At 65.9% G+C, this 11,859-nt stretch carries 10 protein-coding genes; 9 read left to right on the top strand and 1 reads right to left on the bottom strand.

Going from position 1 to position 11,859, the window contains the following annotated elements; all coding sequences use genetic code 11:
• The first annotated feature begins 165 nt into the window (after positions 1 to 165).
• The 5 genes from AB0876_RS34060 to AB0876_RS34040 all read left to right on the top strand — a co-directional run bounded on the left by AB0876_RS34060 (position 166) and on the right by AB0876_RS34040 (position 6,026).
• Positions 166 to 876: a hypothetical protein gene (locus AB0876_RS34060; RefSeq protein ID WP_003882610.1), complete on the top strand. Its 711-nt coding sequence runs from the start codon at positions 166 to 168 to the stop codon at positions 874 to 876.
• Between the two features lie 61 nt (positions 877 to 937).
• Positions 938 to 2,182: an ImmA/IrrE family metallo-endopeptidase gene (locus AB0876_RS34055; protein ID WP_003882611.1), complete on the top strand. Its 1,245-nt coding sequence runs from the start codon at positions 938 to 940 to the stop codon at positions 2,180 to 2,182.
• A gap of 16 nt (positions 2,183 to 2,198) precedes the next feature.
• Positions 2,199 to 3,401, top strand: coding sequence for a tyrosine-type recombinase/integrase (locus tag AB0876_RS34050; protein ID WP_021269098.1), 1,203 nt, complete (start codon positions 2,199 to 2,201; stop codon positions 3,399 to 3,401).
• Positions 3,388 to 5,619: a site-specific integrase gene (locus AB0876_RS34045; RefSeq protein ID WP_003882613.1), complete on the top strand. Its 2,232-nt coding sequence runs from the start codon at positions 3,388 to 3,390 to the stop codon at positions 5,617 to 5,619. The genes AB0876_RS34050 and AB0876_RS34045 overlap by 14 nt, the downstream gene beginning before the upstream one ends.
• On the top strand, positions 5,616 to 6,026 hold the full coding sequence (locus AB0876_RS34040; RefSeq protein WP_003882614.1) for a DUF6262 family protein: 411 nt from the start codon (positions 5,616 to 5,618) through the stop codon (positions 6,024 to 6,026). Before AB0876_RS34045 ends, AB0876_RS34040 begins: the two co-directional genes overlap by 4 nt.
• On the opposite strand, the gene AB0876_RS34035 is transcribed toward AB0876_RS34040, so the two are convergent.
• A complete protein-coding gene (locus AB0876_RS34035) occupies positions 6,023 to 6,682 on the bottom strand; it encodes a TetR/AcrR family transcriptional regulator (protein ID WP_003882615.1) in 660 nt (219 codons plus the stop codon). The two genes, AB0876_RS34040 and AB0876_RS34035, sit on opposite strands and share 4 nt — an antisense overlap.
• Before the next feature lie 143 nt (positions 6,683 to 6,825).
• Here AB0876_RS34035 and AB0876_RS34030 point away from each other — a divergent pair, with 143 nt between their 5' ends.
• The 4 genes from AB0876_RS34030 (at position 6,826) to AB0876_RS34015 (ending at position 11,668) form a co-directional block, all read left to right on the top strand.
• Positions 6,826 to 7,338 (top strand): PaaI family thioesterase, encoded by a 513-nt coding sequence (locus AB0876_RS34030; protein WP_003882616.1) that lies wholly within the window; start codon positions 6,826 to 6,828, stop codon positions 7,336 to 7,338.
• A gap of 59 nt (positions 7,339 to 7,397) precedes the next feature.
• Positions 7,398 to 7,958 carry a TetR/AcrR family transcriptional regulator gene (locus AB0876_RS34025; protein ID WP_079710224.1) on the top strand — a complete coding sequence of 187 codons (561 nt, stop codon included), beginning with the start codon at positions 7,398 to 7,400 and terminating at the stop codon, positions 7,956 to 7,958.
• Positions 7,959 to 8,031: 73 nt separating this feature from the next.
• Positions 8,032 to 8,457, top strand: a complete 426-nt coding sequence (locus AB0876_RS34020) for a DUF6188 family protein (RefSeq protein ID WP_003882618.1) — start codon at positions 8,032 to 8,034, stop codon at positions 8,455 to 8,457.
• A 124-nt stretch (positions 8,458 to 8,581) separates the two neighbouring features.
• Positions 8,582 to 11,668, top strand: coding sequence for an MMPL/RND family transporter (locus tag AB0876_RS34015; protein ID WP_003882619.1), 3,087 nt, complete (start codon positions 8,582 to 8,584; stop codon positions 11,666 to 11,668).
• The last annotated feature ends 191 nt before the right edge of the window (positions 11,669 to 11,859 follow it).

Below are 11,859 nucleotides of genomic sequence, written 5' to 3'. Positions count from 1 at the left end.
TTATCAGTAGTTAACTACACAATGTGGGCGCACAATGCGTGTTGAACTGCGTATTTATCGTCGGGTACATGTACTCTAAGAGTGTGCGTAGCAATATCAACCCTCTCGCCACGCCGATGCGGCGTGTTGCTTGCGCTCTCTGTTTTTGTGTGCGAAATTCGCCGTGTGAACCTACAAGAGCGGTTGCGCAAGGCGGTGTCGGATCATGGGCCGTCGTTGGCGACTCTGCGTTACGACTTGGAGGTGGTGATCCCCAAGGTTGGCCAGATGTGGCAGCCGTTGTTCGAGGATCCGTTGGATATTCATGGTCAGGCGTTTTGTACGTGTGTGCGCCAGATGGTGTTGAGGATGCGCGAGCTTCGCAAGCCGATCCCTGGGGACACGTTGTTGACTTCTCGTGGCAGTGGGTTGTCGGTGCAGATCGCCGATTCGCGGGGGATGGATTTTCGTGCGCGACGGTGGCCGTCGAAGGTGTTGCACGGGGAGCGAGTTCGGGTGGTGACGCATCCGACGGGCGGCGATCTTCGGGTGCTGCGGCCGCCGAAGGCTCAGGTCGACGAGCAGATGTTGTTGGACGAGGACGAGCCGGCGCAGTTGTTTCCGTCGCCGATTGTGACTCCGGCCGGTACACCGGATATCTTCGCCCTGTGGTGGCCGACCGACGATGGGTGGGGATTGTCGGAGGCGGTGTTGGCGTTCGTGGTGGATGTGGACAATGCGTCGCGGGTGCAGATTTTGGCAACCGAGCCGCTGCCTCCAGTCACCGACTCTCCGCTGGTGACTCCGTCGGCGCAGGGTCAGGGGCCCAGGGACGACTTCGGCGAGTACGAGCCGCCGGCGCTGGGGACGGGCGAGGATCCCGAGGAGCCGGCTTAAGGGGTCGTGGTGTCGGGGGTCGATGCGAATGTCGGCGGGTGGCTGTTGAATCGAGGTCGCAATGACGACGACCGTGGACGTGTATGGGTTGCGGGTCAACCAGGCCCGGGTCATGCGCGCGATGACTGCCACTGCGGTGATGGAAGCGTTGGGCTGGAAGCATTCTCGGCTGAACCGGTTGGAGAAGTCGACCACGACGGCGTTGCCGATCAAGGATTTCGACCGGCTGGTGGCGGTGTTGCGGTTCCCGGCGAAATTTTTCACCACCGCTCCGACGTCGCGGGTGCACCAGTCGGATCTGTTGTTCCGTGCGCCGCGGTCGATCACGGCGACCGAGCGGGAGTATTTGGCGCAGTTCGCGGCATTGGCTGGGGAGTTTCTCGACGAGCTCAATGGCCGCACTCAGTTACCTGCGGTGAAGTTGCCGATACTTCCGATCGACACCGCAGTGACCCAGGCCGCTGCGGCGGTGCGTGCCAGTTGGGGGTTGGAGCACGATCAGCCGATCGAGTACCTGACGCATGAGATCGAGCGCAGCGGTGTGGTGGTCGTGGTGCGCCGCTTGCTGACCTCCTCGTCACGGCGGATCCTGGGTGACGGGGATTCCACCGGCAAGATCGACAAGCATTTGGGTTATTCGGTGCGTGTCGGGGAGTTCAATACCCGGCCGTTGATCGTTGTGCGGCAATCGAATTCGTGGGAACGGACCCGCTGGACGCTGGCTCATGAGGTGGGTCATCTGGTGTTGCATGCCTCGGGCAGCGTCACCGAGGCCTGCGAGGAGCAGGCGTCGCAGTTCGCCTCGGAGTTGTTGGCGCCGGCGGCGGTGCTGGCCAAGGACGTGTCGCGGGCTCCGTCGCTGGCGGAGTTGTTGCCGGTGAAAGCAAAGTGGGGTGTGTCGCTGGGGGCGTTGATCAAGCATCTGCATACCTCGCAGTTGTTGACTGGGGCGCGGTTTGAGGCGTTGCGCCGCCAGCTCTACACCCGGGTCAATCCGGATACCGATACGACGTGGGGTCGGGTGGAGCCGGGCTGGAATGACCGTGAGGTGGAGCGGCCACGATTGATCAGCAAGTGGCTGGAGATGGCGTTTTCGGCGCGTTCGGCGGCGATGCTGGCCCCCTATGACTTGGTGTGGCCGCAGGATCTGCTGGAGGACTTCATGGCCGGGCAGCGGGCCGCCCCGGGCGCGGCGGCGGTGCGGGTGGCCGCCGGCAGCGGCAGAGCGACGGTCGGACCCGGGTCATCGGCGCCCAGTACGGGCAGCAATGTGATTCCGTTGCGGCAGCGAAGCCGGCGCGGCTAGAACACAAGGGGGGCCGGTGGCGCGAGTGCAGCGGGTGATCTTTGCCGACCAGCCTGTCACCTACACGGTCGTTGGCGCCGATCATCTGCCGGTGGCCCCGGCTGCGGAGTATCTGAGGTTTCTGCGTGAGGGGGGCGCGTCCCCGCACACGGTGCGTGGCTACGCCGCGGGGTTGGCGCGGTGGTTCACGATGCTCGAGCACACCGGCCATCGCTGGGATGACTTCCCCACCACCCTGTTCGGGCAGTACTTGCAGTATCTGCGGACTGGGGATCTGCCCGGGACACCGCGCCTGGGTGCCCCCGAGACCAAGATGGTGACCAGTTCTTTGCAGCCGCGGGCGGCTGCGGTGTTGTCGATGTATCGCTATCACGCTGATGCCGGCACCACCGAGGTGCCTTATCGGCGTTTGGTCACTCAGCGGGGCAGCTGGCGGCGCCACAACCGCTACGTCGGGTTCCTCGACGGCGTCGGGCCCCACCGCGACGGCGAGCACCCGATCTACCCGGTGCGCACCCCGCGGCGATCGGCTACCCCTGTCTTGTCGCCTGCCCAGGTGGCCACGATCCTCGATGGCTGCTCGGTGCAGCGCGACGGGGACTGGACCGGCGGGGCCGCCGCGGTGCGCAACCGATTGTTTTTCGCAGTACTGGCCGAAACGGGAATGCGTCTGGGCGAGGCCTTATCACTGCGGCACAACGATTTTCATATCGGCGCCGGTGCGACCCCGTGGATCGACATTGTGGAGCGCCAAGATCATCCCCATGGTGCTCGGGTCAAGACCGGGCCGCGGCGGATCTATGTCGGTGATGACCTGGAGGCACTGTATTCAGAGTATGTGTGGCAGTTGGTCGCGATGAACGCCGACCAGGTGGTCGATGATCTGTCGAATCATTTCGTGTTCGTCAATCTGCAACGGGGACCGCGTTTTTCGCCGATGCGCCAGGAGAACATCTACGAGAAGGTGCGCGGGCTGCGCACAGCGCATCGGAGTCTGCCGCCGGATTGGTCACCGCACTGGCTGCGCCACACTCACGCCACCGCGTTGCTGCTGGCGGGGGTGCCTGAGCATGTGGTGATGCGGCGTCTGGGCCACGCCGATGTGCAGACCACTCTGTCCACCTACGGCTGGGTCACCCAGGACGCGGCGATGCGTTCACTGGCCGAGTGGAAAAACTATGTCGCCGGATGGAAAGGACTTCACGATGGCCAGCAATGAGGGCCGCCTGACCACACCGGTAGGCGACCTCGGTGCGGTGGCGTGGCAGGCGCAGTGGGCCCAGGTACCCGCCGAATGGCGCCGCCCGGCCTATCAGGTGCATCTGCCCCCGGCAGATCGGGTGTTCCTGTCCCGCAAGAACGATCTGCCGCCCGCTGCGACCGCTGGGGTGTACGACTTCACCCCGCAGGCCACACCGGCGCGGTTCGCCGACGAGATCGCCTGGTGGGTGTGGGTGTGCTACCACGAGGGGCTGCGCAAGATCGAGCATTCCCTGCTGCGCTGGGCCACCCAGGCCATCAGCGCCGCCGCGGCCGAGTACCGCAGTGCGCACGGCCGCCACCCGGTGAGCATCACCGACCTGGCGGTCAACGACATGGTGCGCCACGCGGTCGTGGTGTTCGAGCGGCGCAATGCGCGGCTGCCCGCCGGCGGCACACGCCGCAATATTGTGGGCCTGATCGAGCATCTGCACCTGTTTGTGTCGGTGCGGGCCAGCGCCATCGACTGGTGGGCCTATGACACCTGGGATCTGCGGGCCGATCCACGGATCCCGCAACGCGAACACGAACCGTGCCACGAGAAGACGGTGCGCATCGGCGCGATCGAACCAGCGTGGCTGCGCGAAGGGGTGCGGTTTTGGCTGCGCACCTGCCTGGATGCGGAGTTGCTGCGCTGGTCATCGGCAGTCGATCGTGCCCGCGAGATGGCGCGCCATTTCGGTGAATTCGTGATCGCGCGTGGCTACACCGATCCCGTCTTATCCGATGACCCGGCGCAGCTACGCCTGATTTTCACTACCTACAACGAATACCTGCGCTCCCCAGCCGCGGCTGCCCGACCTGACAAGCCGTTGTCTGCCACGGCGATCGGCGACAGCCAATCTCAGATCCAGAGCTTCTACACGTTCATGCTCGACCATGCACCCGAGGCCGCGGCAGCCACCGGCGATGCGCGTTGGGAGAACCTGTCCGCGGCGCACACCCGGTTGTGGGGGCCGGCGTTTCGCACCCGCCGCGCCCACCGCACCCGGGAATTGACCTGGTACTCCACTGGAGAACTGCAGCAGATGCTGGCCTACCTCGACGTGCTCGCCGCCCAACGGGGCGCCCTGGTGTCGGTGACCCATCCCGATGGCACCGTGTCGCTGATCAAAGGCCTCGGCGACCCCCAGGCCGCCCGGATCTGGCTGCTGCAAGCACTGACTGGGCGGCGGGCCTCAGAAATTCTCATGCTCGATCACCACCCGCTCGAAGCGATCCCCGGCGCGGCGCGGCCCACCGCCACCGATGACCCCGATGTGTTCGTGGCCAAACTGCGCTACCAACAGACCAAAGTCGACGGGGTCATCCCCACCATCCTGGTCGAGCAGGCCGTGGTCAACGTCATCGCCGAGCAACAGCGCTGGCTCGCCGACACCCACCCCAGCCTCACCCCGAAATACCTGTTCATCGCGGTCAAACAAAACCTGGCCGGGCGCCGGCCCCGCCCGTATGCAACGTATCGGGCCTCCCTGGACAAGCTCGATGCCATCCATGGTCTCAGCGATGCTGCGGGAAACCCGTTGCGGTTCACCCAAACGCATCGGCTGCGCCACACCCGGGCCACCGAACTGCTCAACGACGGCGTGCCGATCCACGTCGTCCAGCGCTACCTGGGCCACAAGAGCCCCGAGATGACCATGCGTTATGCCGCGACACTGGCCGCGACCGCCGAAGCGGAGTTCCTCAAACACAAGAAGATCGGCGCTCACGGCACCGACATCGGAATCAGCCCGTCTGACATGTTGGACATGACCCAGCTCTCAGTGCGCACCGACCGGGTCTTGCCCAACGGGGTGTGCCTGCTGCCGCCACTGAAAACCTGCGACAAGGGCAACGCCTGTCTGTCGTGCGGGCATTTCGCCACCGACGCCACCCACCTCGACGAACTCAAAGATCAGCACGCCAAGACCACGGCGCTGGTCGAGATCAGACGTCAGCAGTACCGCCAGCGCACCGGCCGCGAACTCACCGATGACAACGTATGGGTCGCCCAACGCCTGCGCGAATTGCATTCCCTGCAAGCCATCCTGGACCGCCTGACCGCAGATCAACGCACCCATCAGGAGGCGATCGCCGGGGCCGGGACGGCCAACCGCATCCCGCTGCAACCTGTGGCCACCCGCGGTGCGCACGATTCAGCACTGCGCAAAGCCGATCCTCACACACCCGCATGACCGTCACCCCCGCCTCCCTCACCGCCCTTGAGGCCAGCGCCCGCAAACGCAGCGCCGACGTCGAGGCCCGTATCGATCGGGCCCTGAAGAAGATGCGCAAGCAGGGCCTCGACATCAACGTCAGCAGCCTGGCCCGCCACGCCGGAGTGTCACGCAGCGTCATCCACCGCCGCCCCCAACTGCGAGAACAGATCCGCACCACCCAGCCGCTGGCCGCCGCCCCCGATCCACCGCCACCACCGGCTACCGACACCGAGAGCAGCATCATCACCGCGCTACGGACCCGCCTGAAGGCACGAGACGCCCAGATCGCCGACCTGAAAGCCCAACTGCGCGAACGCGACCACATCATCGCGACCCTGCACGGGCAACTGGCCGGCAAACCCCACCCGGACACCAACTCCTAGCTGGCTGGTTGTGCGGGTCGCTGCGTGGTTTGCGCGGTGATGAAGTCGTCGACGATGCGGGTGCAGTCGTGGTGGCCGATGGCGCGTAGGCCGGTCATTCTGGCGAAGACCAGGGGGCCGACCAGTTGGCACAGTGCCAGTTCGATGTCGAGTTCGCCGAGTTGGTCGAAGGTTTCGGGGCTGTGCAGGATTTCGTCGAAAGGCCGCCGGTACTGCTCGATCACCCGGGTGCGCAGCATGCTGGCGGTGGCGTGTTGGCCGGTATCGCTGTCGCTGTCGTGCGTTTCGGTGGGGCCCAACGCGGCCCAGGCCAAGGTGGTGACGTGCAGCGGCGCTTCGGCGAACAGGTCGGCTTGGCGCGAGAGCAGTTCGATGAGCCGCTCACGCAGGGTGCCGCTGGTCGGGGCGGGCGGGATGACTTGGGGCAGAAGGCGTTCGAAGGTGGCCGCGAGCAGTTGTGAGGAACTGTTGAAGTGGCGGTAGAGGGTGGTGCGGGCGACCTTGGAGGCTTTAGTGACCGCGTCGATGGTGACGGCTTCGATCCCACCGGTTTTGAGCAGGTTGGCCGCGGCGTCGAGCAGTCGGGTGCGCGATCGGGTGCGGCGCGGGTCGACGTCGTCCTCGTCGTCGGGTGCCGCCGCGGGTTCTGTCCCCACCTGACCTCCTGGTGTTCCGATCGCCGGTGCGTTGCCCCCGCTCTCCCGGTTATGGTACCGATAGTAGCGCAGCGAAACTGCTAGTACCGGCGGTCCCGGGTCGGGACGCGGTGGCGGGGCTGCCCGGGTGTGAGGAGGCCGTGATGGGTGCTGATCAGCCGCAGCGGTTGCCGTCACACACGCCGACCTGCATGGGCTGCGGGCCGGACAATCCGCACGGTTTGCAGCTGGAGGTGTTTCGGTGCGGCGATGAGGTGTTCGCTGATCTGGTGTTCGATGAGCGTCATATCGGTGCGCCGGGGCTCGCACACGGTGGCGCGATCGCCGCGGCCTGTGATGACGTGCTGGGGTTTTCGTTGTGGATCGCGGCCACCCCGGCGGTGACGCGCCGTTTGACGGTGGACTATCTGCAGCCGGTGCCGTTGGGATGTACGCATCGGCTGACCGCGCGGATCGCCACCCGCGAGGGCCGGGCGTTGCATGTGGACGGGGTGGGGGTCGGCGTGGACGGTGTCACCCGGTTCACCGCCTCGGCGGTGTTCATCACGGTGGATGCGGCCCATTTCGCCGCCCACGGTGACATCAGCGGTTTCGGGGAGTTGTTCGCCGAGCTGGCCCGCTACGGTGGCGCCGGCCCCGACGCGGGGTCGCGGTGAGCGCGCCCACCGCCGCACCCCGGGACCGGGTGCGGCGCCCGCGCCGGCCGGCGGCCTCGGTGTGGGCGCGTCGCGAGGCGATCCTGGATGCCGCGTGGACGGTGGCCTCAGCACACGGTTTTGACGGTGTGCAGATGCGTGCGGTGGCCGCGCAGGCCGGCATTGCCGCCAGCTCGCTGTATCGGCATTTCCGATCCAAAAGCCATCTGCTGGTGACGGTGCTGGCCCGCGAATTCGAACGTCTCGACACCGAATTCGTCTGGAGTACCGGTGAACTGGCGCCGCAGGCCCGGCTGGGGCGGTTGACCACCCACCTGCACACAGCCTGGCAGGCCAACCCGCACCTGACCGAGGCGATGGTGCGTGCGTTCGTCGTGGCCGACACCGAGGCCACCAGCGCGATCGAGCACGCTGTCGCGGTGATCGAGGACATGCTGGCCCGCGCCCTGGGCGGGCCCACACCCAGCGCACATGACCGGGACGTGGCCAGCCTGATCGCCGACGTGTGGCTGGCCAACCTGATCGCCGTCATCGGCGGCCGGATCGATGCGGACCTGGCCCGCGAACGCATCGACCGCACAACCCGACAGCTGGTGCACGGCACCCACACCACCACTTAGCGATACTAGTAGTATCGCTGCGCTACTCCCAGTACCATAAAGCGACACAACGACGTGTCGAAGGGAGCCGGGCATGCATACCCCCTGGATCGAGCGGTGCACCGTTCAGCGTGTCTCGTTGCGCGACGGATTGGTGCTCGACCTCGACGATTACAACGAATTGGTGATCGCCACCCCGATCCGGCTGACCCTGCCGCCGATCGGATCGTCTTATCCCGAAGAGCAGGTCCTCATCGACCCGGGCAACGTCTCGGTCCAGCAGCGTCCGTTGCTGGACCTGGCCGGCGCGGTGTGCACGGGGGCGTGGTGCGACGAGGGCGGCGGGTTGCACCTGGGTTTTTCCCGCGGGCATCGCATCGATGTCGCCCCCCAGGAGGCCGCGACCTCCTGGGAGCTCTACGGCAAACGCCACGGCTACATGGCATGCCTGCCCCGCGGGCGGGTGCGGGTGGTGCGCCACGACCTGCCCGACGACGAATCTGAGGACACCGCAAGTTAATTCACCCCCCACCGCGCCCAGCCGCAACCATGGCCCGAAAGGTCGGCGCGGCCCTTCCGATCCTCGTGTGGGACTATTAGTATCGTAGCGATACCGATAGTTTCGTTTCTTGGGAGGCGTGGGGATGGGCGATCGAACCGGAGATGCTGGGCCTTCCCGTGGCCGGCGCGGCGTCGATCTGTCCGGATCTTCGGAATACAGCGCCCGGTTGGGTCGGCTCGCGGCGTTCACGGTGGGCCACAAGGCATTGGTGATCGGTGGATGGATCGCGGCCGCGGTGGTGCTGGCGCTGCTGTTCCCGCAGCTGGAGACGGTGGTGCGCCAACAGTCGGTCGATCTGATCCCGCGTGATGTGCCCTCGTTTCAGACCGTGGACCGCATGAGTGAGGCGTTCGGTGAGCAGGGCTCCAAGACGATGCTGTTCGTCGCGATGCAAGACCCGGCCGGTCTGACCCCCGATAATCAGCTGCGCTATCAGGATCTGGTGGGGCGGTTGCGCGCCGATCACGACCATGTCCTGCTGGTCCAGGATCTGCTGGCCGACCCGGTCACCAGAACCCAGGCGGTCAGCGGTGACGGCAAGGCCTGGTATCTGCCGGTCGGGGTGGCCGGCACGCTCGGTGATCCCACCGCGGCCGAATCCGTGCAAGCCGTGCGCGATCTCACCGACACGGCATTCGCCAACACGTCCACCACGGCCTATGTGACAGGGCCACCGGCCACGTTCGCCGATCAGATCGCCTCAGCCGAGCACGACCTGGTGTTCATTTCGATCGCCACCGCCGGGCTGATCGCGCTGATCCTGCTGATCGTGTACCGGTCGGTGTTCACCGCGCTGCTGCCGCTGCTGGTGATCGGGATCAGCCTGGCCGTCGGGCGTGGGGTGCTCTCTGCCCTGGGGGAAATCGGCATGCCGGTCTCGCAGTTCACCGTGGCGTTCATGACCGCGATCCTGCTCGGCGCCGGCACCGACTACACCGTGTTTCTGATCAGCCGCTACCACGAACAACGCCGCGCCCAGGTGCCCGCCGAGCAGGCGGTCATCGCGGCCACCGCCAGCATCGGCCGAGTCATCCTGGCCTCGGCGGGCACCGTGGCCCTGGCCTTTCTGGCCATGGTGTTCGCCACCTTGAGTGTGTTCGCCGGCCTCGGTCCGGCCTGCGCGGTCGCCGTGGCAGTCGGATTCGCCGCCACCGTGACCCTGCTGCCGCCGGTGCTGGCGCTGGCGGCCACCCGCGGCATCGGCGAACCCAAACCCGACCGCACCCGCCGCTACTGGAACAGCGTGGCCGTGGCCGTGGTGCGTCGCCCGGTGCCGCTGCTGGTCATCAGCCTGACCATCCTGGTGGCACTGTCAGCGGCCGCGGCGACCATGACCATCAGCTACGACGACCGCCAAGGACAACCCCCCACCACCGCCAGCAACCAGGGCTATCAGCTGCTGGACCGCCATTTCCCCAAAGACGTCGTCATCACCGAATTCCTCGTCGTGGAAAACCCGACCGACATGCGCACCGGCAAAGGCCTGGCCGACCTCGACGAGATGGCCTCACGCATCGCCCAAATCCCGGCCGTGACACGTGTTTCCGGGATCACCCGACCGGCCGGGCAACGCCTCGACCAAGCCCAACTGTCCTGGCAGAACGGACAAATCGGCGACAAGATGGCCGACTCGGTCGCCCAGGGCAACGACCGGCGCACCGACCTGGACAAGCTCACCCACGGCGCCGACCAACTCGCCGACGGCCTGGCCCAACTCGACACCACCGTGCGCACCGCGCTCACCCCCCTGGGCGGTGTACTCACCCAAGCCGGCGCCGCCGGTGAGAACATGCAGCGCTTCGGCCCGCTGCTGCAACAACTCTCAGCCACCGCACCCGAGGTCGACACCGCCATCCAAGCCGGCCCCGGCATCCGACCCCTGGCCGAACGCGCCCAGACCGCCATCGCCGCCCTCGACCCGCTCGTCACCGCACTCAACACCTCACCGTGGTGTATCACCACCCCGCAATGCACCCAGATCCGCGACCAGGTCAGTATCCTGACCACCCTGCGCGACAACGGATTCTTCACCCAACTCGCCACCCTGGGCGACCAGTACAACCCGGCCACCAACGCCACCGTCACCGGCACCCTCACCGAAGTGCAACACACCGTGGCCACCATGAACAACGCCTTCAAAACCCTCGGCAACCCCGAAAACCTGACCGCCAACATCGGCCGACTCCAACACGGCATCAGCCAACTGGCCTCCGGCGCACGCGCCCTGGCCACCGGCGTGCACACCCTGGCCGACAGCAACATCCAAATGCTGTCCGGGATGAGTCAAATCGCGGCCCAACTGCAAAACTCCGCCCGCGCCACCGCCGGATCCGATGCCGCCACCGGCTTCTACCTGCCCCCCGAAGCCTTCGACAACCGCCAATTCGCCGACGTCGCCAAACACTTCCTCTCACCCGACGGCAAAACCGCCCGCTTCGCCATCGACACCAACACCGACCCCTACAGCGGCGAGGCGATGAACCTGGCCCGCCAGATCACCGACGTCGCCAACACCGCACGCCCCAACACCTCCCTGGACCACGCCACCGTCTCGGTCGCCGGATTCCCCGCCGTCAACTCCGACATCCAACGCCTGCTCTCATCCGACTTCACCCAACTGGCCATCGCCACCCTGGTCATTGTCGGACTCATCCTCATCGCCCTGCTACGCGCCCTGATCGCCCCGCTATATCTGCTGGGCACCGTCGTGCTGAACTACCTGGCCTCACTCGGTATCGGAGTCATCGTCTTCCAATGGATCCTCGGCCACCAAATCGCTTGGCCCGTACCACTACTAGCGTTCATCATCCTCGTCGCCGTCGGCGCCGACTACAACATGCTGCTCGTATCCCGACTCCGCGAAGAATCCACCCACAACATCCGCGTCGGCGTGCTGCGCACCGTAGCCACCACCGGCTCAGTCATCACCTCCGCCGGCCTCATCTTCGCAGCCAGCATGTTCGGCCTGATGATCGGATCGGTAGCCATCATGATCCAAACCGGACTCATCATCGGCTGCGGACTACTGCTGGACACCTTCCTCGTACGCACCCTCACCGTCCCAGCCATCGCCACCCTGCTCCGCCAAGCCAGCTGGTGGCCACAACGCCCCACCACACCCACAACACACCCCACACCAACACCACAACCAGCCACCGCCACAACCTGACAGCGCTAAGAAATTTCAACCACAGTCACACGCGGCATTCCCGATTCACACCGATCCGCCAAAACCCGCCCCGCAGAGCGCAGATCATCGAGTACAGCACTACAGATAAGCATGTCGCCCACGGTCGCAAACACCATCCCGATCACCGTCAGCGACAGTCGAGGACACCCGCAACCGACCTACAGATAACA

This window comes from Mycobacterium sp. NPDC049093 (genome assembly GCF_040704635.1).
Classification (GTDB): Bacteria; Actinomycetota; Actinomycetes; order Mycobacteriales; family Mycobacteriaceae; genus Mycobacterium.
Note: the sequence above shows the minus strand (reverse complement) of the source record. Positions and strands in the feature narration are given on the sequence as shown.

Bases quoted from the DNA above. Each gene is read 5' to 3' on its own strand.
- AB0876_RS34040 (WP_003882614.1), top strand. From the start codon at position 5,616: ATGACCGTCACCCCCGCCTCCCTCACCGCCCTTGAGGCCAGCGCCCGC.
- AB0876_RS34030 (WP_003882616.1), top strand. From the start codon at position 6,826: ATGGGTGCTGATCAGCCGCAGCGGTTGCCGTCACACACGCCGACCTGC.
- AB0876_RS34045 (WP_003882613.1), top strand. From the start codon at position 3,388: ATGGCCAGCAATGAGGGCCGCCTGACCACACCGGTAGGCGACCTCGGT.
- AB0876_RS34015 (WP_003882619.1), top strand. From the start codon at position 8,582: ATGGGCGATCGAACCGGAGATGCTGGGCCTTCCCGTGGCCGGCGCGGC.
- AB0876_RS34055 (WP_003882611.1), top strand. From the start codon at position 938: ATGACGACGACCGTGGACGTGTATGGGTTGCGGGTCAACCAGGCCCGG.
- AB0876_RS34020 (WP_003882618.1), top strand. From the start codon at position 8,032: ATGCATACCCCCTGGATCGAGCGGTGCACCGTTCAGCGTGTCTCGTTG.